The following is a 26,133-nucleotide window of genomic DNA, read 5'->3' on the forward strand; positions in this document are numbered from 1 at the left end:
GTCGCACACAGCGATATGGCCGATGGGCAAACGAAGTGGACGTAGCCTTGGCGATATGGACAAAGCGCCTGGCGTGGCTCTGGGGAGGCTGCTCCTCGCCCTGGATCGCACGGTGGCACGCCTGGTCACCTCGCCGCACGGGCTGGACGCACCCGTCACGAGCCTGGCGATGGTCGACGTCGACGACCTCCACTACGGTCTCGGCCGCGCGGCCCGCTCGGCCGACCTGTTCCTGCTGGTCGGTCTGAGCGACGAGGCAGGTGTCGAGCTGCTGGGCGATCTGGGCGCCCACCGCCCGGTCGCGGTGATGAGCAAGGCCCCCGCACCGGCGCTGACCGATCTCGCCGACCGTCTCGGCATCGCGGTCATCGCCGTAGACCGGCACGCCCGCTGGGAGCGGATCTACAACCTGGTGATCCGGGTCCTCGACACGGCCCGTGGGCCTTCGGTGCGCGGCGGCGAGTCGATGCGGTCCGGCAGCACGGGGGACCTGTTCGAACTCGCCGGCGAGGTCGCTCGACGCACCGGCGGGCTGGTCAGCATCGAGGACGAGCGCTCCCATGTCCTGGCCTACAGCACCGCGGGCGACGAGGCCGACGAGCTCCGCCGGCTGTCGATCCTGGGCCGCGAGGGCCCGCCGGACATGCTGGCCTGGCTTCGGCGCTGGGGTGTGATGGATGAGCTGCGGACCTCTTCGAAGGTGGTCACCGTCGAGGAGCGGGCGGATCTGGGACTTCGGCCGCGTCGTGCGGTGGCCATCCGCGCACCCGGTTCCGGCGAGTTCCTCGGCATCGTCTGGCTGCAGCAGGGTGCCGGCCGCCTCGCCGGCGACACCGACGAGATCCTGACCGGTGCCGCGGCGGTGGCGGCACGGGTGATCGGCCGGCGTCGCGCCGCCGGAACCGAACACGACGAAGCAGTCCGCAGGCTCCTGGGTGCACGCGGCGACCTCGCCATCGCCGCCGATCATCTCGGCGCGCAGCTCGGCGTCGACCCGACGACGCCGGTCTCCGTGGTGGGCTTCTCGGCACCGCCGACCGACCACACCGCGCGGGTGTCGGCACTCACGTTGCACGCCAGCGCATTCAGCCCACTGTCGGTGACCGCGACCATCGGTGATCGTGCCTATGTCGTCCTGCCCGGTGTGGCGACCGATGCCGCGGTCGCGTGGGCGCGAGTGTCCGTCGACGCCGGCGTCAGACAGTTCGGGGTCCGCGTCCGCGCGGTGGTCGCCGGACCGGAAGTCCTTGTCGCGGTGCCTGAACTGCGCACGCAGATCGACCGCGTCCTCGATGCCGCTTCGCGTGAGGCCGAGCTGATCGACGACGTCACCACCGTGGCGCGATCACGTACCGGGGTGCTGCTCGGCGAGATCGTCGGGTTGCTCTCGGAGAACCCGGATCTCGTCGATCCGCGGGTCTCCGAACTCGCCGATCTCGACGCCCGCAACGGTAGCGGGTTCACCATCTCACTACGGGCGTACCTCGACCACTTCGGGGACGTCCGGGCGGCCGCCGGCAGCCTGCACATCCATCCGAACACGTTGCGCTACCGCATCCGACGGGTGCAGGCGCTCACCGGGATGGACCTCGACGATCCCGCCACGCGGCTCGTCGTCGCGCTCTCGTTGCGGGTGCGGTAGCGCGACCGAGCAGTATGACCTCGTGCCCGGGATCCGAGCACAAGATCATACTGATCCGGCCACGCGGCGACCTACAGGATCGTGAGCATCTCGTTGTAGGTGGGCAGCGGCCACAGGTCGTCGGCGACGATGGACTCGAGGATGTCGGCGACCTCGCGCACTCCGGCCATCGCCGGGATCAGGTTCTCCAGCGCGTACTTCGACTCCTCGAAGGTGGTCTCGCCGTGCATGCCGGCGATACCCGCGTCGAGGCTGACGAGTGCTTCCTGGAGTTTGCTGATCAGTTCGGTCAGTTCCAGCAGAAGTGGTGTGGGAGCGTCGATCCCGGCCATCTTCAGCGAGGCGGCGGTACCGGCGAGCTCGCCCTGGTAGCGGATCGCGGCCGGCAAGATCATGGTCTTCGCGATCTCGGCGGTCTCCTTGGCCTCCACGAGGAGGGTGAGGCCGTAGTACTCGAAGATGACGTCCTCGCGGGCCTCGAGTTCACGTGCCGAGAGCACGCCGTACTTCTCGAAGATCTCGATGACCTCCGGCGAGGTGTACTCGGTGACCGCGTCGACGGTGGTGCGCAGGTTCTTCAGACCGCGTGCGGCGGCCTCTTCCTGCCACTCGTCGGAGTATCCGTTGCCGTTGAAGACCACCGCGCCGTGGGAGTTGATGATCTCCTGCAACACCTTCTGCACGGCGTCGTTGAGTTCGAGACCTTCGCCCATCAGCTTCTCCAACTCGCTGGAGATGTACTCGATGGAGTCGGCGAGAATCGTGTTGATCGCGACCATCGGATCGGAGATCGACTGGTTGGAACCCGGTGCGCGGTACTCGAATCGGTTGCCGGTGAACGCGAACGGGCTCGTTCGGTTGCGGTCACCCGGATCGGCCTTCAGCGGCGGCAGGGTGTCGACGCCGAGCTCGATGACACCGGCGGCCTTGGAGCCCGTCGCACCGCCCTTGGCGATCTGCTCGAACACGTCCATCAGCTGCTCGCCGAGGAAGATCGAGATGATCGCCGGGGGAGCCTCGTTGGCGCCGAGCCGGTGGTCGTTGGACGCCGAGGCGACCGCGGCGCGCAGCAGCCCGCCGTAGAGGTGGACCGAACGGATGATGGCACCGCAGAAGGTGAGGAACTGCATGTTCTCGTGCGGGGTGTCACCCGGGTTGAGCAGGTTGCCCTGGTTGGAATTGCCCAGCGAGAAGTTGACGTGCTTACCCGATCCGTTGACACCGGAGAACGGCTTCTCGTGCAGCAGACACTTCATGCCGTACTTCTCCGCGACGGCCTTCATCGTGGTCATCATCAACTGCTGATGGTCGTGGGCGAGGACGGAACGCTCGAAGACCGGCGCGATCTCGAACTGGCCCGGTGCGACCTCGTTGTGGCGGGTCTTGGCCGGGATGCCCTGTTTGAAGAGCTCGCGGTCGAGTTCGATCATGAACGACAGCACCCGCTCCGGGATGGCGCCGAAGTAGTGGTCGTCGAACTCCTGTCCCTTCGACGGCGGGGCGCCGAACAGGGTCCGGTTGGCGGTCATCAGGTCGGGTCGGGCGTAGAAGAAGTGCTCGTCGATCAGGAAGTACTCCTGCTCGGCGCCGGCATAGGAGACGACGGTGTCGACGTCGTCGTGACCGAAGAGCGTGAGCAACCGCATCGCCTGCTTGCTCATCGCCTGCTGGCTGCGCAGCAGCGGGATCTTCTTGTCCAGGGCCTCGCCGGTCCACGAGATGAAGATCGTCGGGATGCACAGCGTGTTGCCGTTGGGGTTCTCCAGGAGATACGCGGGGCTGGTCACGTCCCACCCGGTGTATCCGCGGGCCTCGAAGGTGCCGCGCAGTCCGCCGTTGGGGAAGCTCGACGCGTCGGGCTCGCCCTGCATGAGGGTTTTGCCGGCGAACTCGGCCAGCGACGCCCCGGTGGAGTCGGGCTCCAGGAAGGAGTCGTGCTTCTCGGCGGTGAAGCCGGTCAGCGGGTAGAATACGTGGGCGTAGTGGGTGGCGCCCCGTTCGATCGCCCAGTCCTTCATCGCCACCGCGACGTAGTCGGCGAGGGTCGGGTCGAGAGCGCAGCCGGTGTCGATCGTCGCGGCAACGGCCTTGAACACGTGCTTCGGGAGCCGCTTCTTCATGACCGACAAGCTGAACACGTTGCGTCCGAAGGTGTCTGCCAGCGGCTCGGCGAAGCCGGGCGCGGACACGTCGTAGGTCGTCACGGCCTCGATGGCCTGACGGCGGGACATGCTGCCACTCATGGTTACTCCTGGATGTTCTCGTCGACCAGGTGCAGGTCGGCACGACGACGTCGCTGTGGGGTGTCGCAGGTGCGAGCGGTTCGACGCTATGAGCTGGGTGTATGCGCCCCGTTGCACGCGTGTGACGCTGAGGAAAACTAGTCGTCTGACGTTGCTCGCGACGCATTTCGTCCGTTCGGACCACACGGCCGGCCCGGGCAGGCCATGACGCACCTACCGCAGTGTCGCGTCGTCGCCCATCACCGCGCCCTCCCGGCGTGGATCCGCGCCGCCGATCCAGCCGTGGTCGTGCCGCAGGAGGGCGCTCAGGCCACTCGACTGCTCCTCGACCGACACCTCGGCGCCGCGGTCGTGCAGACCGCGGACGAGCGGGTCGTCGGCGCCGTCGTCGGCGGTGTCGACCAGCGGGTGCTCGCCCCCGACGTTGGAGGTCGGGGTGTTCGCCGCTCCGAAGTCGATCATGGACACCGCCTGCTGCGGGTCGAGGCCCCAGTCCAGCATCCCGATGACGGTCTTGAGAACGAACTGGATGATGACCGAGCCACCCGGTGAGCCGAGCGCGGCCATCACCTGTGCGGGCGCATCGTCGACGCCGGGCGCCATGATCAGGGTCGGCGCCATCGACGATCGCGGCCGTTTGCCCGGCGACACCCGGTTGGCGAGCAGCGTGCCGTCGTCGTCGCGGGGTTCGGCGGAGAAATCGGTGAGCTGATTGTTGAGCAGGAAACCGTCGACCATGTGGTAGCTGCCGAAAGCGGATTCGATGGTCGTGGTCATCGATGCGACGTTGCCGTACCGGTCGGCAACGGTGATGTGGCTGGTCCCGTGTTCGGTGCCGGGGTGCGAACCGAGCGGTACCGGCCCGAGATCGCCCGCGGGCGCCTCACCGAGCGAGGCGTCGGGACGGATCAGCGCGGCCCGCGACTCGAGATAGGCCGGGTCCAGGATCGTCTCGACGCCGCGGCCGGGCAGCGGCACGAAGTCCGGGTCGGCGACGTACTTGTCGCGGTCGGCGTAGGCGAGTCGCTGCGCCTCGGTGATCAGGTGCACCGCAGCCGGATCCGGCCGCCCGCCGTCGGCGTCGACCTCGGTCGGGCCCATCGACGGCAGGTCGAAGTTCTCCAGGATTCCCAGCGCCGACGCCACCGCGATGCCGCCCGACGACGGACCCGGCATCGCGACGATCTGATGGCCGCGGTAGGTGGTGGTGACGGGGTCGCGCGCGAGCGCGCGGTAGCCGCGAAGGTCCTCGACGGTCATCAGGCTCGGTGTCATCCCGCCCGCGGTGCTGCCCGCCTCGTCGACGATGGCTTGCGCCAGTGGGCCGTCGTACATGGCGCCTGCGCCGTCGGTTGCCAGTGCGCCAAGGGTTTTGGCGTATGCCGGGTTGGCGAGAGTGGTGCCCGACGGCTTGGGTGATCCGTCCTCGGCAAGGAAGTATGCGCGTGCGTCCTCGTCGGCGCCGAGTTCCCTCGCCGATGCCGCGATCGCTCCCGCGAGACGCGGACTGATCTCGAACCCGTTGTCGGCCAGCGTGACCGCCGGGGAGAAGAGCTCGCGCCACACCTGTTTGCCGTACTGGCCGTGCACCATCTCGAGCATCCGCATGACCCCGGGGACGCCGATCGAACGTCCGGAGGCGCGGGCGCTCGGGACCGGCGGTGCAGGATCGGTCGGGCTGATCCGGCTCAGATAGGTCTCGGTCGCGGCGGCGGGCGCGGTCTCGCGACCGTCGAAGGCGCGCACGGTGTTCGACGCCGCGTCGTAATACAGCGCGAACGCGCCGCCGCCGATGCCGGAGGACTGCGGCTCGACGAGGCCGAGCACCACCTGCGCCGTGACCAGCGCATCGGCGGCGGTGCCCCCGTCGCGCAACACCTCACACGCCGCCCGCGTGGCGAGCGGATTGGCGGTCGCCGCCGCGTAGGACTCGGTGACGACCGGTCTCATCCCGGTCCGGTAGCCCGACGCGACCTCGGGTCGCGTGGCGATGTCGGTGGGGGCCTCGGACACCGCCTGCGCGTCGATCAGCTCGCCGTTGGGAATCTCCGCGCAGGTCACCGGCGCGGCGGTCGGCTCATCGGCTTCGCCGCCACAGGAGGTGAGCACCAGCGCGGCGGCGGTCAGGACCACAACGAGTCGCAACATCACCTCAGGTTACGGAGTCGGTCCTGGGCATGTTCGAGATCCCACCACGCGACCGCTGTGGCCGCGGATCGTTCGGCCCGGGACCGTTCGTCGCCCATGCCGACGAGGTGGTTGATCGCCATCGGGGTCAGGACATCGGCGACCGGACCCGCGAACTGTGCGAAGTGCCCGGCCACCTCGAGCGTGACGAAACCGTGTACGGTGCTCCAGAGTTCGGCCGCCACCTGCTGCCCTTCGGTGACCGCGATGCGTCCGGAGCGGACCAGTCGGTGACAGGCGTCGGCGAACACCGCGTAGGCCTCGAGGAATCGCGCGGCCGGTCCGCCTTCCGGGGCGTCGGCCACATGGCGATAGGTTCCGCGGGTGGACAGTCCGAACATCATGTCGTAGAGGTGCGGGTTGCCTTGTGCCTGTTCGCGGCAGGCCAACGCCATCGCGAACAACTGGGCGCCCGGGTCGGGATCGGCGTGGGCCGCATTCTCCAGAGCGGCCTGCAGTGCGCGGTAGCCGCTGGCGACAACAACTTCGAGCAACTCGCGCACGCCACCGAAGTGGTGATACACCGCGACGGTGGACACCCCCGCCTCGTCGGCGATGCGACGGACCTTGATCTCGGAAGGTCCACCGTCGGCCAACAGCCCGATGGTGGCGGTGACCAGCCGGTCGCGAACGGACTCCGGCGGCGTCCCCGCGGTACCCGTGTCGTGCCCTTCGCTCATGGGGTCATGTTCTCACGGCGGCCGACCGGTCTCCGGTGGACATCGGTGATCGGCGAAATCCTTTGCAGCCGTGCTATAACTTCGTTATGTCACATCGGGGGACGCTACCGGGGCGTGGGACGAACAAGGCTGCGGTGCTGCTGGTGCTGTGCAGCGCGGTCTTCGTGGTCAACGTGTCGACGACGATCGTCAACATCGCTCTGCCATCGCTGGTCACCGATCTCGGCGCCTCCACCCGTGAACTGTTGTGGATCGTGGACGCGTTCAATCTGGCGTTCGCGACGCTGGTTCTCGCCGCCGGATCGTTGAGTGACAGATTCGGCCGTCGAGGGTTTCTCCTCGGCGGTCTGACACTGTTCCTGGCCACGTCGCTGGCGGGCGCCTGGAGTCAGAACCCGGAGACACTGATCGCCTGGCGCGCACTGGCGGGCATCGCGGCGGCCATCGTCTATCCGGTGACGCTGTCCATCCTGACCAACGTGTTCACCGAACGCTCCGAGCGTGTCAAGGCCATCGGACTCTGGGGCGCGGCGACGGGCATGTCGGTCGCAGTGGGGCCCGTCGTGGGCGGCGCGTTGCTCGAAACCTTCTGGTGGGGTTCGATTCTGCTGTTCGTGGGCGCAGCCGCGCTGGCGACACTGATCATGGCGTTCTGGCTTGTCCCGGGTTCCCGCGACCCGTCGACGCCGCCGCTGGATGTCGCCGGACTGCTGCTGTCGATGGTTGCTCTCGGTGTCCTCGTGTACACGATCATCGAAGCGCCCGACCGCGGTTGGGCCTCGGCGCCGACGATCGTCGGATTCGCTTCCGCCGCGGCGTTCCTGGCGGTTTTCGCCGTAAAGGAGTCGCGCACCCGTTTTCCGATGCTCGATGTCCGTCTCTTTGCGAACCTGCGATTCACCGCGGCGAGCGGTGCGATCACGGCCGCCTTCTTCGCGTTGTTCGGGTTCATCTTCCTGGTCACCCAGTATTTCCAGTTCGTCCGGGATCACGGAGCGTTGGAGACCGGGTTGAGGATGCTCCCGGTGGCGGGCGCGATCGCGGTGTCGTCGCTGGTCGGCCCGCGCCTGGCCCTTCACATGGGGTCGAAGGTCGTGGTGGCTGCGGGATTGTTGTCGCTGAGCGCCGGATTCGTCTGGGCGGCAACGATGGATGCGGGTACCGGCTACGCCCAGATCGTCGGATCGATGATCTTCCTCGGTGTGGGCATGGGCCTCACCAGCGCACCCGCCACCGAGGCGATCATGGGTGTGGTGTCACCGGAGAAGGCCGGGATGGGATCGGCGGTCAACGACGCGACACGAGAACTGGGCGGCACCCTCGGTGTCGCCGTGATCGGATCGGTTGCGTTGTCGGTGTATCGAGACCACCTCGACGCCGCCGAGGTCCCCGAACCATTCGCCGAGCCCGCACGGGAATCCATCGGTGCCGCACTCGAGGCATCGCGGGTGGCCGCGACGACTCTCGGCGACGCGGGCGCGCGAGCGGCGACACACGTTGCCGACGTCGCCCGCACCGGGTTCATGGACGGGTTCGCCACCGGATGCCTCGTCGCGGCGGCGGTCACCGCGCTCGCCGCACTTCTGACCCTGATCTACCTGCCCGCACACCCCGGCGATCCGGAGCCTGACGCCGACGAGGCACGGGTTCTCGCGGACGACGGAAGAGGCTGACCGGCAGGGGAATCGGCCACTGTCGTCAGGTCCTGGCCGGGCGCACCGAGATCGCCGCGAAGATCACACCCACCAGCGCGAGGCCGGCGAAACCGAAGGCCAGGAACCGGGCCGAGCCGACATCGTCGGACCCGAGACTCACGAGCAGCCCGGCCGCTGCCGAACCCACGGTGTTGGCGACCATCTGCACCGAGTTGATGCCGGCCGAGGCGCGCGCGGCCTCCGACGGGTCGGTGGTGATGCTCATCGCGGCGGTGGCGATGTGCGGGAACGCCATCCCGATGCCCATCCCGGCGACCACGAGTGAGGCGTACCAGCCGGCAATCGCCGCCGGCGAGGTGGAGGACTGCAGGATGCCGTAACCGGCCATCCCGGCCGCGAGGAAGGCCGGCCCGGCGACGCGGGCCGCCGTCGCCCACTTCCCGTGCGCCCATGTGCTGCTGCTGATCTGGGCGACGGTCCAGCCCGACGACAACGCCGCGGGCAACAGTCCCGCGGCCAGCGGGGACATCCCGCCGACCAGCTGACCGAACAACGGCAGGAAGGCCTCGGCGGTCGACCCGATCGCCAGGATCGCGATCGAGACGTACATCCACTTCAACGGGTTGCCCGCGAGGTAGGTGAGTCTCGGCAGCAGACCGATCGCTCCGCGCCGATCGACGGCGGCGAAGCCGACCAGCGCGAGAACGGCGACCACACACAGCACGACGATCATCGGCGTCGAACCCACGACGCCGGCCACCGAGACCGCAGCCGCCGCGGCGGTCACCGCGGCCAGCGACGCCCACGGCAGCGGGTCACGGTCGCCGGAACCGCGTTGGCGGGGTAGGGCCCGGGCGGCGAGGACCCCGATCGCGACGGTGACCGCGCACAGGAACCAGAACGAACCGCGCCACAGGCCGACCTCGGCGAACATGCCGCCGAGTGCGGGACCGACCAGGTTGCCGACGCCCCACATCGCCGAGATCAGTGCGATGGCGCGTCCCCAGATCCGCCGGGGGAGTGCGATCTGCACGACCGCGAACGCGAGACCGGTGAGCAGTCCACCGCCGAGTCCCTGGATCAGTCGTCCTCCCAACATGATCGGCATCGTCGGGGTGACCGCGCAGACCAGTGAGCCCAGTGCGAACGTACTGAAGCCGATCAGATAGGCGCCACGCGCGCCGAATTGCGCCAGCGCACGTGTCACCAGCATCGAGGCGACCACCGAGGCGATCAGGAAGACGGTGACGACCCAGGCGTAGAACTCCTCGCCGCCGATGTCGGCGATGGTGCTCGGCAACGACGCAGCGGTGAGGAAGGTGTTGATCGCGAACACGAGGATGCCGCCGGCGAACACGCAGACCGCGGCGCGGTGTTCACGGGCCAGCAACTCCGACCACCCGCCTGTTGAGGTGGACATGCCCTGAGGAATATCCGAACTCCTCGGCGAGGGTCAAATCAGAAGGGGTGCCATCTCGACGTGTTGTGCCGCGGAGGGTGGTGTGGACCACATAGGGTCGGACGGGAAGGCCCGTCGAACCCGATGGGCCGAGCACGAGGACGGGGATCAGCGTGGGAGTTGTCCGGCATCAGGCAATCATCGACGGGCCGCGAGAGCAGGTCTTCGATTATGTCGAGGGGTATCAGAACGTCCCGGAGTACATGTTCGGGGTGACCCGTTTCGAGCCGACGACCGACCAGACGAGCGGCATCGGCGCGGTGTTCGCCATGGCGATCGACGTCGGGCCCAAGACACTGAAGTCCGTCGTGAAATGCACCGAATACGTCGAGAACGAACTCATCTCGCTACAGGCCATCGAGGGCTTCGGCGCCAACACCACCTGGCGGTTCGCCGACGCCGACGGCGGGTCGGGCACCGATCTGCAGGTGGAGGTCAACTACGTCCTGCCCGGTGGAGTCGCAGGCAAGCTGCTCGGCAAGATCGTCGGGCCGTTCGCCTCGCAGGCCGTCCGGCACACCGAGGTCACCATCGGTAAGAAAGTCGGTGCCTCGGGCTAGTCGCCCGCCCGCGGCTCGTCGGCCCTCGCCTTCTCCGGTTCGGGGATTCGGCTGGGGAGGTGACGCGAGAACAGCAGCGCGAGGACCAACAGGACGAACACGATGAACAACGCCTGTTGCAGTGCGGCGATCTGGGCGTCGGTGTACGCCTCCGACACCGCCTGAGCGGCACTGTCCGAGCCGCCCGCGTCGACGACGAGCGTGCGCGCCTCGTCCGCGGAGACGATGGGCACGCCCGCATCGCCCACGGCGGTGACGATCTGCTGTTGCTCTGCGGGGGAGAGGGATTCGGTGTCGTCGACCGCCGTGAGGAATCCCGAGGACAGCAGCAGGATGAACACCGACCCCGCCACCGCGGTCCCGAAGGACGACCCGAGGTTCTGGAAGGTGCCCTGGAGGCCGCCCACCTCGGAGGTGTCCTTCTCCTGCACTGCGGACATGTTCACGTTGCCGAGCTGGGAGGCCAGCAACCCGAAACCCGCTCCGATGACGAACATCCCGATCGCGAACGCCACGCTGCGCAGGTCGGCGCCCACGGAGGCGATGACGAACAGGGTGCCGACCGCCATCGTGATCTGTCCGCCCCGCGCGATGAAACGCGCGGATCGTCGGGCGGTGAGCCATGATCCGAGCACGGAGAACAACACCAGGCCCACCGACAGGGGCAGGATCTTGATCCCGGTCTGCAGGGCGTCACGCCCCAGCATCGTCTGCAGGTAGACCGGGACCACGAAGAACAGCGCGGCGATCGCGAAGTACTGCGCGAGGAAGCCGCCGAGACCGCTGCGCAGCGCGCGAATCCGGAACAACTCGATCCGCAGGAGCGGCTGGCGACCGGAATCGACGAGCGCGCGTTGCCGCAGCACGAACAGCCACAGCACGACGACGCCGATCAGCAGCAGGTAGGCGACGGGTGAGACGCCCAGCGGCGCGATCTCGTTGCCGCCGATCTCCGGTGGATGCTGCGGGCGGAGCCACCCCCAGGTCTTCGACTGCAGGACACCGTAGACGATCAGCGACAGGCCGCCGGCCGATGCGATCACACTCAGCGGGTCGATGCGGACGTCCTTGTCGGCGGGTACGTCTCTGATCAGCCTGGCGGCGAACAGGACGACCACCATCACCACCGTCTCCGCCACGAAGACATAGCGCCAGGAGAGGTAGGTGGTCATCAGTCCGCCCAGAAGCGGGCCGACGGCGGCGGCCAGCCCGGTCACCGCCCCCAGGATCGAGAACGCCGTCACCCGGGCCTTGCCGGTGTAGTTGATCGCCGCGAGCGAGGCGATGGCCGGGATGACCAGCACGGCGCCGAGACCCTCGACCAGCGACCAGCCGAGCAGCAGGACCGTCAGATTGGGACTCAGTGCGGTGGTCAGCGAGCCGATGCCGTAGATGACGGCGCCGATCTTGAAAGCGCGCGCACGCCCCATGAGGTCGCCGAGTTTGCCGCCGGTCAGCATGAAGGCGGCCATGGTGAGGGCGTAGAACGTGATGGCGGCCTGCATGCCGGTGATCGTGGTGTCGAGGTCGGCGGCGACCACCGAGATCGACACGTTCATGACGGTGCTGTCGAGCACCATGACGAACTGGGACACCGCGAGAATGATGATGACCGACCACGATCGCATCGCAGGACTCCTCAGCCGGGATGAGCTCCTAGATCTTCCCAGCTCAACGCGGTCATCGAGGCGTATTCAGCATCGGGACGAGGAATTGGCGGGCGACCTCGGCGAGCTGTGCGTCGTCGGTGATGTCGACGACGCGGCTCGGGACGGTGAGGAACGACGCCGAGATACGTACCATCATCTCGGCGACGAGCTCGACGTCGAGTTCGTCGGAGATGTTGCCCGCCAGCTGTTCTCGACGCAGCTGAACGGACACGAACTGCTGCACCACGGCGAGGAGGAGGCCGTCGCCACCGATCATCGACTCGATCAGCATGCTCGGCTCCTCGCCGTTGATGCCACCGATCAGTGGGTTGCCCGAGATGGCCCGCAGGGAACCGACGAATCCGACGACCACTCGCTCGGCCACGCTGTCCGCATTCGGTATCTCGGAGCGGAAGCGGTCGAAGTAGCGTCGGAACTCGCGGAGTACCACCTCGTCCACGAGGGCGTCCTTGGTGGCGAATTTGCGGTACAGGGTCACGCGCGTGACGCCGGCCCGTTTGGCGACCTTCTCCATCGGTGTGCGCTGGACCCCCAGGCGCGAGAAGAGGTCGAAGGCGGCGTCGAGAAGCTTCTCGGCGGTCGGGTCCGGAGCGGCGTCGGAGGGGGTGGTCGACGCGAGGAAGGCACGCTCGATCAGCGAGCTCGACAACTGGGCAGTCGATGATGCTTGAAAAGTCGGCACGTGTACCCCCTCACACGTCACATGATCGCGTCCAGCGCTTCCGTGATCGCAAAAAATCGAGAAATCGGCGTGTCCTGGATCACTGAGTGGTACTGATGATACAAGGTTACGTTGTTTGTCACATTGATACATGGAAAGCGATGGGACGGGGTCATGGAAGATCTGAGCAGACGGAATCTCTTACGTGCGGGCGGCGTCGTCGGCGCCGCGGGTGCGGTGGCGGCAGTCGCGCCGACGACCCCGTGGACGTGGTCGCCGGCGAACTCGGTGCCGGGACGCGGTGCGGGGCAGGACCCGCGCCAGATGTTCGACGACGAGGCCGATCCCGTGATCGCCAAGGTCATCGAGAGCGGCCAGGCGCCCAGGGTCAACAAGTTGCTGAACACCTGGCACAAGAACTCGCAGCCGCTACCCGCCGGGCTGCCCGCCGAACTCCGCGACTTCATGGAGTACGCGCGTCGGCTCCCGTCGTGGACCGACCAGGCCAAGCTGGCCGACGCGGTCAGGTTCAACCAGAAGCGCGGCACCTATCTGGGCGTCCTGTACGGGTTCGCCAGCGGCATGATGAGCACGGTCATCCCCAAGGAAGCGCGCGCGGTCTACTACTCCAAGGGCGGTTGGGATCTCAAGGACAGGATCTCCAAGACCGCCAAGCTCGGGTACGACATCGGGTCACTCAACGCCTACCAACCCTCGGGCGAGATGGTCGTGACCTGTGTGAAGACCAGGATGGCGCATGCCGGCGTACGACACCTGCTGCCGCAGTCACCGCACTGGGTGCATTCGGCCACCGAGAAGAAGCCCATCAGTCAGGCCGACGTCATGGTCACCTGGCACAGCCTGCCCACCACCGTCATGCGCAACCTGGAGAAGTGGAAGGTGCCGATCGCGCGCGACGAGTCCGCGGGCTTCCTGCACTCGTGGCAGGTCACCGCTCACATGCTGGGCGTGAAGGACGAGTACATCCCGGCGTCCTGGGATGCGGCCGACTCGCAGGCCCGGCAGGTCCTCGACCCGATTCTCGAGCCGACCCCGGAGGGCCGCAAGCTCGCCGACATGCTGCTCGATCTCGGCATGAACCTCGATCTCTCGCTGCTGTCACGCGGAGTGCTCGGAGCGCTGACGAGGTTCGTACTCGGCGATCGCATGGCCGACTGGTATCAGATCCCGCGTGAGCCGGTCTGGAGCCCGCTCCTGGAGACCGCGTGGGGGCCGTACGTGCAGGTCCGGGAGGGCTTGCTGGACATCGGTATGCCTCGTGAGGCGTACTGGCTCTTCGACGAGTTCCTGCGTCAGTTCGTGCTGTTCTACATGTCCGAGCTGCGGATGCCGATCAACATCCAGATCCCGGTGTTCAACAACCCGCGCTACAACTGACCCGCCCGGGTGCGAGAAGAGCTCTCCATCTCGGCCGCACCCGAGGGCTCGGCCCCGACCACCTCGCCGCGCACCTTCTTGTCCCGTCGGGGGAGGGGGATGCGGGGCCGGGCGGTCAGCCATTTGCTGAACGGCAGTCGCAGCAGGATGTCCACCAGCAGCAGCGACGCCGCGAGCACCACGGTGATGAGGATGAGCGAGCGCAGCACCGCCGAGTGCGGGAACCACTCGAACAGTCCGCTGAGGAAGCCGACGCGGCCGAGGACGTCGAGGATCAGCGGGTGGACCGCGAACACGCCGAACGCGCGCAGCGTCGCCTGCGAGACGAGCTTCGCGGCGGCTGGGCGTCCGGCGGCGCGCCGGTCGTCCCAGACCAGCCCGATGAGCCACAACAGGACGAACCCGCCGATGTACCACGGCAACGACACCGGATTCCACGCCGTGTTGGCCTTCCACGGCACGTTGCCGGGTGAGGTGGCCAGCAGATACCCGGCGACGGTGAACGCCGCGCAGCCCGCGGCGACGAGGACGACGGTGGCCATGTGGTCGCGCAACCAGCGGTCGACGGTCTCGCGGTGTTGTGCCGCGAGAACGCCGAGCGTGATGAAGAGCGCATACATCGGCAGCGTCTTCCACAGGTGCTGATAAGCGACGTCCCAGGACTGGCCGGCCGGACGCGGCAGGTACTGGTAGATGACGAACACCGCGATCTGGATCGCGGCGCCGCCGGACAGCATCAGCCACGGACGACTGCGACCGCGTTCGAAGATCCACGAGACGAGTGGGAAGAACAGATAGATCTGCATCGAGATGAGCAGGAAGTACAGCTGGTACTTGCCCTCGCCGACCAGCAGGTCGTGCGCCAGTCGCGGTGCCATCTCCGACAGGGGCGGGAAGGGATTGTCGGCGATGACGATGTGGTCGGTGATCGTGTAGATCAACGTCCACGCCAGATACGGACCGACGACCAGCCCGAACCGGCGACGCCAGAACTGCCAGGGCGACATCTCGCGCCCCTGCATGCTCAGGACGAGCACGTACAACGTCACCGCGACGAATCCGTAGCGGGTCAGGTGGCAGAGGGTGCCGACGAGGTTGGCCCCACGGATCTCGTCCGCACCGCCGTTGATGGCGTTGACGCTGTGCGCGACCACCACGAAGGTGAACAGCACCACCCGGACGAAATCGGCGGTGTGGGCGCGGGACGGGGGCTTGCGAGGTGCTGTGGTCGCGGCCTCAGAGGGGGTTGTGTCCGCTGCCGGCGTGGTCTCGTCGTCGGCGGTGCGCGCCGATCCCGATGCCGCGTGCACCAACGAAAGAACCTCCCCGAATGAAACCGCCGAACACATGCCGTACGAATTGTACGGACACAATCTGGCAGGAACCTCAACGCCGGGGTGTCCTCAGTGTCCACACTCACAGCCCGAATTGCCCGGTTCGTAGCCGACTCGACTGTAACCGCGGCGGCGCGGTGATGCCGGACGGAGGGTGTGTCGGGGTCGTCCCGCCCTCACGTAGACTCCCGTGTGTCCGCGCTCGGCCCTGTCAGGGGCGAGAACGGACGGACACACGCCTTCGTAGCTCAGGGGATAGAGCGACCCTCTCCTAAAGGGTAGGTCGTAGGTTCGAATCCTACCGAGGGCACCAACGCACCGATGTGCATGTCTCGACGCCGCGTCCGGCTCTCCGTCGGGCTATCGGGCCGCCGCGGACTTGGCGAACCGGCGTCGGTAGACGAGTGGGGAGACGCCCACCGACGCCGCGAAATGGTGCCGCAGCAGGGTCGCCGAGGTGAATCCCACCAACCGGGCGACCTCGTCGACGCCCCGGTCGGTCGACTCGAGCAGATTCTTCGCCGCCAGGACGCGCTGTTCGGTCAGCCAGCGCCGCGGCGAGACCCCGACCTCGTCGACGAACCTGCGGGCGAAGGTTCGCCCCGACATGTGCATGCGGGCGGCCATGTCGTCGATGCTGATCTCGCGGTCGAGGTTCTCCACCAGCCACGCGAGCAGTGCGCCGAAGCCCTCGTCGGTGCACGAGGGCATCGGGGCGTCGACGAACTGGCGCTGGCCGCCGTCGCGGTGCGGCGGCACGACCATCCGGCGGGCGATCCGGTTGGCGACGGCCGGGCCCCACGCCTCGCGCACCAGGTGGAGCGATGCGTCTATCCCGGCTGCCGTGCCCGCACTGGTGGTGATCGGGCCGTCGTCGACGAAGAGGACGTCGGTGTCGACGTGCGCCTTCGGGTATGCGCGGGCCAGGGCGGCGCCGTGCATCCAGTGGGTGGTGCATCGTCGGCCGTCGAGCAGGCCCGCGGCGCCGGCGATGAAGGAGCCGGAGCACACGGTGAGTACACGGCCGCCGTTGTCGACGACGGCGCGCACGGTGTCGAGGATCTCCTCGGGGTAATCGCCGTCGGTCCGGCCGCCCGGGATCACGACGAGGTCGACGTCGCGGCACTCGTCGAGGGTGTGCGAGACCTGGATCGACACACCGTTGCCGACTCGCAGTGGCCGTCCGGGTTCGGGAGAGGCGACGCGGAAATCGAAGGCGGGTACGCCGTCGTCGGTGCGATCGAGGCCGAACACCTCGTGCACCACCCCGAACTCGAACAGCGCGACGTTGCCGTGGAGAAGGACTCCGATGGATTTCAGCACCCTCCGAGTATGGCAGATAATGAGCGAACGTTGTCGTTTCTGCCACTGTTGGCGTGAATTCGTCGAGCGGAGGATTACTGCCATGACAATCGCACTGATCCTCCTCGCTCTGGTTCTTCTCGCCGGCGTCGTGGCGCTGGTGTACCGGACCCGCCGTACCCCACCCGGAACGCGCACCCCGCTGCAGCGGCTCTCCGACTGGCTGACCCGCGCCCCGGAACGGCCCTACGGGCCGGACACGGACCGCGTCACGGCCGAGCTCAGCATTCTCACCCGCCGCTACGACAAGCTCATCTGACTGCTGGGCGCCCTGCGCTACCGTTGCGGACGTGAGTTCACAGACTGTCCTCGTCACCGGCGCGACCAGCGGCATCGGCGCGCAGGTCGCACGTCAGTTCGTCGCCAGGGGTCACCGGGTCTACGGCACCACCCGCAACCCCGACGCGGTGCGGACCCCGATCCCGGGTGTCACCTACGTCCGCCTCGACAACGCCGACTACGACTCGGCCGCCGACTGTGCCGCACTCGTGGGCGATGTCGACATCCTCGTCAACAATGCCGGCGAATCCCAGGCGGGTGCGCTCGAGGACACCCCGATGCAGGCCATCGAGGATCTGTTCCGCGTCAACGTCTTCGGGCCGATCGCGCTCACCAAGGCGGTACTGCCCGGGATGCGGCAGCGGCGTCGGGGAACCGTGGTGATGGTCGGATCGATGTTGTCGAGTTTCCCGGTCGCCTTCCGATCCAACTATGCCGCGACCAAGTCGGCGCTGAAGGCCTTCGCCCTCGCGTCACGACGAGAGCTGGCGCCGTACGGAATCCGCATGATCAGCATCGAGCCGGGGACGATCGCGACGGGTATCGGTGACCGGCGCAGCATCTTCGTCGGCGACAACTCGCCCTTCCGCGCCGAGTACGAGATCCTCGCCGCCGCCACGCGGCGCAACGAGGACGCCGGCATCAGTGCCGAGGACATGGCCACCCAGATCGTCGACGCCGCTCTGGCCGAGCATCCGAAGCCCTTCTACGCCAAGGGAAACCAGGCGGGCATCGTCTTCCTGCTCCGACGCCTGGCGCCCCGTCAGATGGTCCTCGACATGACCGCGCGCAAGCACGGGCTGCCGAAGGTGAAGATCTGAGCGTGCGAATCACCCTGCGTGTCATCGGTATCGGCCCGGGTGGCCCGCGACAGATCACCCTGGAGGCGATCGACGCCATGGCCGACGTCGACGCCTTCCTCGTGCTGGGCAAGGGCACGGCCAAGAGCGGCCTGCTCGACACCCGCCGGGCGCTGCTCGACAACCATGCGCGACAAGGATATTCGCTGGTCGAGATTCCCGACCCGCCGCGCGACCGGTCACCCGCCGACTACGACACCGAGGTCCGGCGCTGGCATTCGGCACGGGCGGAGCTGATCGCCGCGGCGTTACGCGACGAGGTCGGCGACGGCGGGGTCGCCGCGTTCCTGGTCTGGGGCGACCCGGCCCTCTACGACAGCACCCTGCGCATCGTCGACGACCTCGCTGCCCGCGACGATCTCGACCTCGACGTCGAGGTCATAGCCGGCGTGACCAGCGCGAGTGCGCTCACCGCGGCGCACGGCATCGTCGCCAACCGCGTCGGCGAACCGATCCACATCACCACCGGCCGCCGGCTCGCCGAGACACCGGCCGGAGCCGACACCAACCAGATCGTCATGCTCGACGCCGACCTCGCCTTCCGGCACACCGCCGACCCCGACGACCACATCTGGTGGGGTGCCTACGTCGGCACCGACGACGAGATCCTCATCAGCGGGCGCGTCGGTGAGGTGACCGACCGGATCGTCGAGGCGCGTGCGCGGGCACGGGAACGCATCGGCTGGATCATGGACATCTACCTGTTGCGAAAGACCGGCTGACCGGCACCGACGGCACCGTCGGGACGGAGCTGTGCGCCCCCCCCCCGCGAGTTCCGGCGTCGTCACAGTCGCTCACGCGCAACGAGTTCCACGGTCACGAGCATGGCGATGGAACTGACGGTCAACAGTGCGATCAGCACGAACAGCTGCATGGTGGCCGCCGCCCAGACCGAGGCACCGCCGAGGACATGCCGACGAAGGCGCCCGGGATGGTGACCAGTCCCACCGACCGCGTCTGATCGAGCCGGGGATGAGCGCACTGGCCGAGGCGGGCGCGCAGATCTCCATTCGCGCTTCCCGCGGGAGCAGGCCCTGGCGATCACCAGAGCCGGGCCGGAACGAACGACCGCGTCGCCGAATCCGTTCATCGCCCCAGTTCACCGGGGGAACGGCCGAACGAGAAGGATCACGCGGTGCGTGTGCCCCGGTCAGTGCCCCGGGTCAGCTCACCAGATCTGCTGCAGAGCGGCGAGCATGTCGTCGCGGATCTCGCTGCGGCAGATCACGAAGTCGGGCATATAGGGGTGCCGGTTGTTGTAGACGATCTCCGAACCGTCGAGTCGGCTGCAGTGCAGACCCGCCGCGAGCGCGACCCCGACAGGAGCCGCGTTGTCCCATTCGTACTGTCCGCCCGCATGCACGTAGGCGTCGGCGTCGCCGCGCACGACCGCCATCGCCTTCGCCCCGGCCGACCCGACCGGCACCATCTGCAGGCCCAACCGGTTGGACACATAGCTCGTCTCATACGAGCCGCCCCACCGCGAGGTGACGAGCCGCCTGGTCAGCTCGCCGGCCGGCTTCTCGACGGTGTCCGCGCGGAACAATTCACCCGTGGCGGGCAATGACACCGCGGCCTCGGTGACGCTGCCGTTCTCGGTCAGCGCCACGTGCACCGCCCAGTCGGCGGTGCCGGACGCGAATTCCCTTGTGCCGTCCAGGGGATCGATGATCCACACGCGCTGGGCGGTGGATCTGTCGCCGACGTCGGCGGCCTCCTCGGACAGCACGGCGTCCCGCGGACGATGTTTACGCAGCACGGTCGAGATCCAGGCCTGGGCGAGGGCATCGCCGACGTCGCCGAGCATGGCGCCGCCGAGCAGGTCGCCATGACGTATCCCGAGGAGGACCTCCCCGGCTCCCTGCGCGATCCGGGCAGCCAGTTCGGCGTCGGAAAGTCGGGAAGTCATCTCATTACTAGAGCACACTGGTGGCATGCCTGAGCTTCCAGAGGTGGCCGCCATCGCCGACTACGTCGACGGCCGGGCGGCCGGACTCCCGATCCGCAGGGTCGACGTCGCGTCGTTGTCGGTGCTCAAGACCGCCGACCCGCCCTACAGTGCGCTGACCGACCGGATCGTGGAATCCGTTGGGCGCGTCGGCAAATATCTGGTCATCCGCACCATTCCGGGGTCGGCGGCAACCGCGTCGGAGCCGATGTTGCACCTCGTCATCCACCTGTCGCGGGCCGGCTGGGTCCGATGGAGCGAAGAGCTCTCACCCAAGCCGCTGCGCCCCGGCGGCAAGAGCCCGATCGCCCTGCGGGTGCACTGCGGACTTCCCGGCGAGGGATTCGACGTCACCGAGGCAGGTACCCAGAAACGTCTCGCGGTGTGGCTGGTGCGTGACCTCGCCGACGTCGAGCGCATCGCCGGGCTCGGACCCGACGCCCTCGACCTGACGCCGGAGCAGTTCGCGCAGATCCTCGCCGGCACGACCGGCCGGATCAAGAATGTGCTGACCGACCAGCACACCATCGCCGGGATCGGCAACGCCTACTCCGACGAGATCCTGCACACCGCCCGGCTCTCGCCGTTCGCGTCGTCGAAAACCCTGAAGGCCGACCAGGTCGAGACGCTCTACGACGCCGTGCGCGCGGTACTCACCGATGCGACCGGGCGCCTCGAAGGTCAGGCGGTCGCCCGACTCAAATCGGAGAAACGCACCGGACTCCGCGTCCACGCCCGCACCGGCCTGCCGTGCCCGGTGTGCGGGGACACCGTCCGCGAGGTGTCCTTCGCCGATCGGTCGTTCCAGTACTGCGCCACCTGCCAGACCGGCGGCAAGGTGCTCGCCGATCGTCGCATGTCGCGCCTGCTGAAATGAGCGACCGTGCATGCCCTCGTCATCGACGATGACCTCCGCGCGGCGGAGGCGGTCCGCCGCCTGCTCGTCGACGACGGCTGGGCGGTGACAGCGGCGCACGACGGCCCGGACGGGTTGTGGCGCGCCACCGAGGGTCACTACGACGTCATCCTGCTGGACATGGTGGCGCCGGAGACGACCGGGAACCGGGTGTTGCAGAGCCTGCGCGAACGCGCTGTCTGGACGCCGGTACTGATGTTGAGCGCCACGGGCGGAGACGACGACGAGGTATACGCACTCGACAGCGGCGCCGACGACTACCTGGTGAAACCGATCTCCGGGGCCGTGCTGAGGGCGCGACTGCGGGCGTTGCTGCGACGCGGGGCACCGGAACGGCCCGCGACCCTGCGGGTCGGCGATCTCTCCCTCGATCCCGCCGAGCACCTCGTGCGGCGGGGCGAGACACCCATCAGCCTCACCCCGCGCGAGTACGCGGTGCTCGAATGTCTCATCCGCCACGCGGGCACCGTCGTCTCCAAGTCCACGATCCTGCACTCGGTGTGGGACGAGAACTACGAGGGTGATCCCAACATCATCGAGGTGTACGTCGGCTGTCTGCGCAAGCGCATCGACCAGCCGTTCGGGGTCCGCAGCATCGAGACCGTTCGGGGTGCGGGCTACCGCATCCGCTGACCGACCGACGCCCGCGGACGCCTTCAGCGCTCCTTCAGGTTCACCGTCGCAGAGTTGGTGTATGGCTGTGACGGCGGGTTCGGTCCGGACGCCCACTTTGTCCGAAAAGAGTGGCGCCGCTGTGCCGACGGTCGCGGATCACATTGTCGGCGAACTCATCGCGGCCTCGATGACCACCGCGTTCGGCGTGCACGGCGCCAACATCGAGGACCTCTACGACGCCGCGATCCGCGCGTCGGGGATGACGGCCGTCGTCGCCAAGCACGAGTTCGCCGCCGGGGCGATGGCCGACGGCGCCGCGCGCATCACCGGCATCCCGGGGGTGGTGCTGACGACCTCGGGCGGCGGCGCGATGAACGTCGTGCCCGCGCTGGCCGAGGCATACGACAGTCGCGTGCCCGTGCTCGCACTGATCGGCACCGCCCCGTCCGCGCTGGTCGGTCGGGGAGCGTTCCAGGACATGCTCTGCCCGCCGGACACCGTCGACGTCGCCGGGTTGATGTCGGCCGTCACCGGATCGTGTTCGGTGGTCGGGCACGCCGGCGAGGTGCCCGTGGCGCTCGCGACGGCGTTCGCGACCTTGCGCCGTGGTCTGCCGGCCGCGGTGTTGCTTCCCAAGGACGTACAGTCCGCGGCCTTTCCCGGCCGGCCGCGGCCTCCTCCGCCCGGGTGGGCGTCGGGGGGTGGCGCGCCCGTCCCCGGGACGGCCCTCGACACCGTCGCCGACGAGCTGTGTGACATCGTCGAATCCGGTGGCGCAACCGTCATCTGGGTGGGCGCCGAGGCGTCGGTGGCCGGTGTCGGGCCGCAGGTCGATGACCTCGCCTGCGCGCTCGGGGCAGTCGTCGTCGCAGCACCGGGAGGTCGTGACATCCTCACCGACGCGGACGGTTTCGCGGGTGTCACCGGGGTCATGGGTCATCCGTCGGCACATCGCGCCATCGCGGAGTCGACCGCATGTCTGGTGCTCGGGTGCCGCCTGACGATGACCGACCGGGGCGGCCTCGACGACACGCTTCCACGACTTCGGCTGACCCACCTCGGTTCCGAGCCGCCGCGCATGCCGGGCCAGGTAGACCACGTGCCGTGCACCGACCTGCGGGCGGGTGTGGCACGACTGACCGACGGCATCCGGCGACGCCTCGGCGCCGGCGCCCGGCAGCGCGAGCCGGTCGACGTGACCCATCTGGCCGTGCCGCCACGCCCGTCCGGACCGGACATACGCACGCCGGACATACGCACGCCGGACATACGCACGCCGGACATGCGCACCGTCGTCGAGTCGATCGGGGCCGCGCTGCCCCCGGACACCACGGTTTTCGCCGACGCCGGAAATGCCGGTGCCGCAGCCATTCACCACCTTCCCTTCGGGCACGGCCGATTCGTCGTGGCGCTGGGCATGGGCGGTATGGGATACGCCCTGGCGGCCGGCGTCGGCAACGCCATCCGCTCGCTGGCCGACCCGGAACGCTCGCGCACCGTCGTCATCGCCGGCGACGGGGCGTTCTTCATGCACGGGATGGAGATCCACACCGCGGTCGAGCACTCGGCACCGGTCACGGTCGTCCTCCTGAACAACAACGCACACGCGATGTGCATCACCCGGGAACACGCCTTCTTCCCGAAGACGCCCAGCATCAACAGATTCCGGCCCACCGATCTCGCCGGCGGATTGGCGGCCATGTTCGACGGACTGGCCGTGGCCCGCGCATCCGACCCCGCCTCGGTGCGGGCCGCCGCCGCCGACCTGCTCTCCCGGTCCGGTCCCAACTGCCTTGTCGTGGACGTCGATCCCGACGAGATCCCACCGTTCGCCCCACTCATCCCGAAAGGATCGCCATGACAGCAGTACAGCCCGTCCTCGCCGACCTCGGCGAGGAGGCCATGACCCTGGCCGGTCTGGTCCGCATCGAGTCTCACCCGCGCCCGATCGCGACACCCCTCATACTGGACAGGCTGCGGTCGGTCTATCCCCACGACCAGCTCTACGGCGAGTTCTGCCCGGTACAGGGATACGTCGACGCTCCACCCCGGGAGCTGTTCGACTGGCTGTCGGACACGCGATCGCTCGCTGAATGGACATACAGTCTCCGGGATCTGACCGAGACCGGGGAACCGGGCCTGTGGGTCGGGGAGGATCGGCTCGGGGCCGACACCAAGATTTACGCTCGCACGGTCGCCAATCCCGATGCGATGACCGTGGATTACCACTGCGCATGGGATCAGGGTCGCCACCTGTGGATGATCTATCTGATGCGGGTCGTCGACGCGCAGGTGGTGTTCGACCGACCCGGTTCGGTTGTCCTCTGGGTGAACTGCCATCACCCGTTCTACGACGAGAACCCTTTCCCGGAGAGCGCCCCGCCCGACCGTCCGGTATGGGTGGGGGATTTCTGGGAGACGTTCGCGCCCGGACATCAGATCGAACTCGACAACCTCACCGCCATCGCCGAATACCGGCATCACAACGGTCTTCCCCTCACCCCCGATTGGATGCGGTCATGACACCCACGCGGATCAACCTGATCGACGTCGCCACGTACCTACCCGAGAATCGCGTGACCGCAGCGTATTACGCGCAGTTCGCCGAGGACGACACACTCGCGGACAATGTGATGTTCCGTGCCCCGGCGTTCCGTCGACATGCGGCCGACGGGGAGACGTCGGCAGACATGATGATCTCTGCCGCGCGTGGGCTGTTCGAGCGGCACGGCGACGACTACCTCGACGACGTCGATGTGGTCCTCACCCACAGTCAGCTGCCCGAGGTACCCGTGCGCGGTTGCGGCGGGGAGTTGGCCTATCGTCTCGGCATCCGGCCCACGACGGTCCTCGACGTGCACAACGGCGGATGCGCCGCGTTCATCCACATGATCGATATCGCTGCGGCGCTGCTGCGGGCCAGGGGAGGACGCAAGGCGGTGCTCGGGCTGGCGCAGAACAGTGCGGGTCAGGCGTTCACCCAGGAGCAGGTCCGCGGCAAGGCACAGGCCGCCATCCCGGGCGATGGCGCGGCAATGGCCGTGGTCACCGTCGACGACGAGAACGGAAGCCCGATCGTGGGATTGCGATGCCATTCCTTCGGGCAGTACTCCGGCGATATGACCGGGGTTTCCGACCCGCCGCGCAAGTACTGGGAGGCGGGACCCGGCCAGCTGCACATCGGGTTCACCGAGTCCAAGATCGCGAAGGTGCTGGCGCGGGGCAACCGGATGGTGCCCGAGGTCGCGATCGAGGTGGCCGACGAGATCGGCGTCGCGCCGTCGGACCTCGACTGGCTGGTGACCAACCAGCCGAGCCGTATCTTCCTGCGCAACTGGCGTGAGGCGCTGGAACTCCCGGAAAGTCATCACCCCGACACCTTCGACGAGTACGGCAACCTGTTCGCCGTCGGGATCCCGGTCACCCTCGACGACGCCGTCAACGATGGGCGCATCGGCGAGGGCGACATCGTGATGACCGCCGCCTTCGCGCATGCCGGCGACTTCGCCGCCGCCGCAGCGCTGAGATGGGGCGGACGGCCATGAGTCCGCCGGGCGGCCCTGGGGAGCGGGGGTGGACCGACGTCCGGCTCGACCTCAACGAGTCGGCCTACGCGCCGCTGCCGTCGGTGGCGGCGGCGATGCGGGCCGCCGTCCTCGAGTCCCACCGGTATCCCGAGTTCCGGCCGGAACACACCCGTGCGCACATCGCCGCCCACGTGGACGTCCCGGCCGGGGCGGTCACGGTCGGGCCGGGCGCCACCGGGGTGGCGCTGGCGGTGCTGCAGTGTGCGTTCCGTCGTGCCCTCGCGGCAGGAACCACCACACCGGCTCTGGTCACCTCGACACCCACCTTCGACGGTTACCCGATCCTCGCGAGGATGCTCGGGATGCGGATGGACACGGTCGATCTCGCCGACGACGGCACCGTCGACCTCGATCGTGTGCGTGCCGCGATCACCTCCGACACCGCGGTGGTGGTGATCTGCTCGCCACACAACCCGACCGGCTCGGTGGTGGACGAAGCCGACCTCGACCGGTTCCTCGCCGAGGTCCCGTCGCACGTGCTGACCGTTGTCGACGAGGCGTACGTCGAATTCGCCGAGGAACCTCCGGACCTGCGGCGGCTGATCCGGCACCGTGGCGTCGTGGTCCTGCGGACGTTCTCCAAGGCCTACGGACTGGCCTCCCTCCGCGTCGGGTACGGGATCGGGCCCGCGGAGGTGATCGCCGCCCTGCGCGGCCACGAGGTGCCGTTCGCGGTCGGGGGGATCGCGATGGCGGCCGTACCCGTCGCGCTCGACGCCGAAGACGAACTCGCCCAGCGGGTCCGGTCGATGAGGATCGAGCGGGACCGGATGGCCGGCATCCTCGGCACGATCGGATGCCCGGTCCTGCCGAGCCACGCCAACTTCCTGTTCCTCCCCGGGCCCGACGGTGTGGCCGTCGGCCGGATGCTGCGCGGTTGCGGTGTGGCCGTCAAGCAGTGCGGTGCGGCCGGCACGCGGATCACCGTGGGTGACCGTGCGGGTACCGACCGCCTCGTCGGTGCGCTACGCCTCGTGTCGCAGTCCGCGTAGCGGCAGATGTCGCAGTCCGCGTAGCGGCTTGTGTGGCAGTCCGCGTAGCGGCTGATGTGGCAGTCCGCGTGGTCGAGTCGGTAGG

At 68.2% G+C, this 26,133-nt stretch carries 22 protein-coding genes, 1 tRNA gene and 1 pseudogene; 14 read left to right on the top strand and 10 right to left on the bottom strand.

The window, feature by feature from the left end; all coding sequences use genetic code 11:
• Positions 1 to 55: 55 nt before the first annotated feature.
• Positions 56 to 1,642 carry a PucR family transcriptional regulator gene (locus tag H1R19_RS06415; RefSeq protein ID WP_219850991.1) on the top strand — a complete coding sequence of 529 codons (1,587 nt, stop codon included), beginning with the start codon at positions 56 to 58 and terminating at the stop codon, positions 1,640 to 1,642.
• Positions 1,643 to 1,713: 71 nt separating this feature from the next.
• On the opposite strand, the gene H1R19_RS06420 is transcribed toward H1R19_RS06415, so the two are convergent.
• The 3 genes from H1R19_RS06420 to H1R19_RS06430 all read right to left on the bottom strand — a co-directional run bounded on the left by H1R19_RS06420 (position 1,714) and on the right by H1R19_RS06430 (position 6,752).
• Positions 1,714 to 3,885, bottom strand: a complete 2,172-nt coding sequence (locus H1R19_RS06420) for a glutamine synthetase III family protein (protein WP_219850996.1) — start codon at positions 3,883 to 3,885, stop codon at positions 1,714 to 1,716.
• 213 nt (positions 3,886 to 4,098) lie between these two features.
• A complete protein-coding gene (locus H1R19_RS06425) occupies positions 4,099 to 6,033 on the bottom strand; it encodes a gamma-glutamyltransferase family protein (protein ID WP_219850998.1) in 1,935 nt (644 codons plus the stop codon).
• A complete protein-coding gene (locus H1R19_RS06430) occupies positions 6,033 to 6,752 on the bottom strand; it encodes a TetR/AcrR family transcriptional regulator (protein ID WP_219851000.1) in 720 nt (239 codons plus the stop codon). The genes H1R19_RS06425 and H1R19_RS06430 overlap by 1 nt, the downstream gene beginning before the upstream one ends.
• An 86-nt stretch (positions 6,753 to 6,838) precedes the next feature.
• On the opposite strand from H1R19_RS06430, the gene H1R19_RS06435 reads away from it, so the two are divergent.
• A complete protein-coding gene (locus H1R19_RS06435; RefSeq protein WP_219851001.1) occupies positions 6,839 to 8,425 on the top strand; it encodes an MFS transporter in 1,587 nt (528 codons plus the stop codon).
• A 25-nt stretch (positions 8,426 to 8,450) separates the two neighbouring features.
• Here H1R19_RS06435 and H1R19_RS06440 read toward each other — a convergent pair whose 3' ends face one another.
• Positions 8,451 to 9,827: an MFS transporter gene (locus tag H1R19_RS06440; RefSeq protein ID WP_188330098.1), complete on the bottom strand. Its 1,377-nt coding sequence runs from the start codon at positions 9,825 to 9,827 to the stop codon at positions 8,451 to 8,453.
• A gap of 152 nt (positions 9,828 to 9,979) precedes the next feature.
• On the opposite strand from H1R19_RS06440, the gene H1R19_RS06445 reads away from it, so the two are divergent.
• Positions 9,980 to 10,426 carry an SRPBCC family protein gene (locus H1R19_RS06445; RefSeq protein WP_188330097.1) on the top strand — a complete coding sequence of 149 codons (447 nt, stop codon included), beginning with the start codon at positions 9,980 to 9,982 and terminating at the stop codon, positions 10,424 to 10,426.
• On the opposite strand, the gene H1R19_RS06450 is transcribed toward H1R19_RS06445, so the two are convergent.
• Together H1R19_RS06450 and H1R19_RS06455 are read right to left on the bottom strand one after the other, a co-directional pair.
• On the bottom strand, positions 10,423 to 12,054 hold the full coding sequence (locus tag H1R19_RS06450) for an MFS transporter (protein ID WP_219851002.1): 1,632 nt from the start codon (positions 12,052 to 12,054) through the stop codon (positions 10,423 to 10,425). The genes H1R19_RS06445 and H1R19_RS06450 overlap by 4 nt on opposite strands.
• A gap of 52 nt (positions 12,055 to 12,106) precedes the next feature.
• On the bottom strand, positions 12,107 to 12,778 hold the full coding sequence (locus H1R19_RS06455) for a TetR/AcrR family transcriptional regulator (RefSeq protein WP_244970894.1): 672 nt from the start codon (positions 12,776 to 12,778) through the stop codon (positions 12,107 to 12,109).
• Positions 12,779 to 12,931: 153 nt separating this feature from the next.
• Here H1R19_RS06455 and H1R19_RS06460 point away from each other — a divergent pair, with 153 nt between their 5' ends.
• Positions 12,932 to 14,155: an oxygenase MpaB family protein gene (locus tag H1R19_RS06460; protein ID WP_219851004.1), complete on the top strand. Its 1,224-nt coding sequence runs from the start codon at positions 12,932 to 12,934 to the stop codon at positions 14,153 to 14,155.
• On the opposite strand, the gene H1R19_RS06465 is transcribed toward H1R19_RS06460, so the two are convergent.
• Positions 14,146 to 15,465, bottom strand: a complete 1,320-nt coding sequence (locus tag H1R19_RS06465) for an acyltransferase (RefSeq protein WP_219851005.1) — start codon at positions 15,463 to 15,465, stop codon at positions 14,146 to 14,148. The two genes, H1R19_RS06460 and H1R19_RS06465, sit on opposite strands and share 10 nt — an antisense overlap.
• A gap of 261 nt (positions 15,466 to 15,726) precedes the next feature.
• On the opposite strand from H1R19_RS06465, the gene H1R19_RS06470 reads away from it, so the two are divergent.
• A tRNA-Arg gene (locus tag H1R19_RS06470) sits at positions 15,727 to 15,802 on the top strand.
• A gap of 47 nt (positions 15,803 to 15,849) precedes the next feature.
• Here H1R19_RS06470 and H1R19_RS06475 read toward each other — a convergent pair.
• Positions 15,850 to 16,812 carry a GlxA family transcriptional regulator gene (locus tag H1R19_RS06475; RefSeq protein WP_219851006.1) on the bottom strand — a complete coding sequence of 321 codons (963 nt, stop codon included), beginning with the start codon at positions 16,810 to 16,812 and terminating at the stop codon, positions 15,850 to 15,852.
• An 82-nt stretch (positions 16,813 to 16,894) separates the two neighbouring features.
• Here H1R19_RS06475 and H1R19_RS06480 point away from each other — a divergent pair, with 82 nt between their 5' ends.
• The 3 genes from H1R19_RS06480 to cobF are packed head-to-tail and all read left to right on the top strand — an operon-like array spanning position 16,895 to position 18,712.
• On the top strand, positions 16,895 to 17,110 hold the full coding sequence (locus tag H1R19_RS06480) for a hypothetical protein (protein ID WP_188330091.1): 216 nt from the start codon (positions 16,895 to 16,897) through the stop codon (positions 17,108 to 17,110).
• 31 nt (positions 17,111 to 17,141) lie between these two features.
• Positions 17,142 to 17,951, top strand: coding sequence for an SDR family oxidoreductase (locus H1R19_RS06485; protein ID WP_219851007.1), 810 nt, complete (start codon positions 17,142 to 17,144; stop codon positions 17,949 to 17,951).
• 2 nt (positions 17,952 to 17,953) lie between these two features.
• Positions 17,954 to 18,712, top strand: a complete 759-nt coding sequence (gene cobF, locus H1R19_RS06490; protein WP_219851008.1) for a precorrin-6A synthase (deacetylating) — start codon at positions 17,954 to 17,956, stop codon at positions 18,710 to 18,712.
• Between the two features lie 62 nt (positions 18,713 to 18,774).
• Here the strand turns inward: cobF and H1R19_RS06495 are convergent.
• Together H1R19_RS06495 and H1R19_RS06500 are read right to left on the bottom strand one after the other, a co-directional pair.
• Positions 18,775 to 19,024 (bottom strand): annotated as a pseudogene (locus H1R19_RS06495) (ABC transporter permease); the annotation flags it as partial.
• A gap of 134 nt (positions 19,025 to 19,158) precedes the next feature.
• Positions 19,159 to 19,899: a 3'(2'),5'-bisphosphate nucleotidase CysQ gene (locus H1R19_RS06500; RefSeq protein WP_188330088.1), complete on the bottom strand. Its 741-nt coding sequence runs from the start codon at positions 19,897 to 19,899 to the stop codon at positions 19,159 to 19,161.
• A 25-nt stretch (positions 19,900 to 19,924) separates the two neighbouring features.
• Here H1R19_RS06500 and H1R19_RS06505 point away from each other — a divergent pair, with 25 nt between their 5' ends.
• From H1R19_RS06505 to H1R19_RS06530, 6 genes are all read left to right on the top strand, one after another.
• A complete protein-coding gene (locus H1R19_RS06505; protein WP_219851009.1) occupies positions 19,925 to 20,815 on the top strand; it encodes a DNA-formamidopyrimidine glycosylase family protein in 891 nt (296 codons plus the stop codon).
• Between the two features lie 6 nt (positions 20,816 to 20,821).
• Complete coding sequence (locus H1R19_RS06510; protein ID WP_219851010.1) at positions 20,822 to 21,487, top strand: response regulator transcription factor; 666 nt, start codon at positions 20,822 to 20,824, stop codon at positions 21,485 to 21,487.
• A gap of 169 nt (positions 21,488 to 21,656) precedes the next feature.
• Entirely contained in the window at positions 21,657 to 23,330 is a 1,674-nt protein-coding gene (locus H1R19_RS06515; protein ID WP_244970961.1) for a thiamine pyrophosphate-binding protein, read from the top strand.
• The gene (locus H1R19_RS06520) at positions 23,327 to 23,992 is read left to right on the top strand and encodes an SRPBCC family protein (protein WP_219851012.1); all 666 of its coding nucleotides are present in this window, start codon (positions 23,327 to 23,329) and stop codon (positions 23,990 to 23,992) included. Before H1R19_RS06515 ends, H1R19_RS06520 begins: the two co-directional genes overlap by 4 nt.
• Complete coding sequence (locus tag H1R19_RS06525) at positions 23,989 to 25,014, top strand: 3-oxoacyl-ACP synthase III family protein (protein WP_219851013.1); 1,026 nt, start codon at positions 23,989 to 23,991, stop codon at positions 25,012 to 25,014. Before H1R19_RS06520 ends, H1R19_RS06525 begins: the two co-directional genes overlap by 4 nt.
• Positions 25,011 to 26,048, top strand: a complete 1,038-nt coding sequence (locus H1R19_RS06530; protein ID WP_219851014.1) for a pyridoxal phosphate-dependent aminotransferase — start codon at positions 25,011 to 25,013, stop codon at positions 26,046 to 26,048. The genes H1R19_RS06525 and H1R19_RS06530 overlap by 4 nt, the downstream gene beginning before the upstream one ends.
• Positions 26,049 to 26,133 lie beyond the last annotated feature (85 nt).

Origin of the sequence: Gordonia jinghuaiqii (assembly GCF_014041935.1) — a bacterium.
GTDB classification, from domain to species: domain Bacteria; phylum Actinomycetota; class Actinomycetes; order Mycobacteriales; family Mycobacteriaceae; genus Gordonia; species Gordonia jinghuaiqii.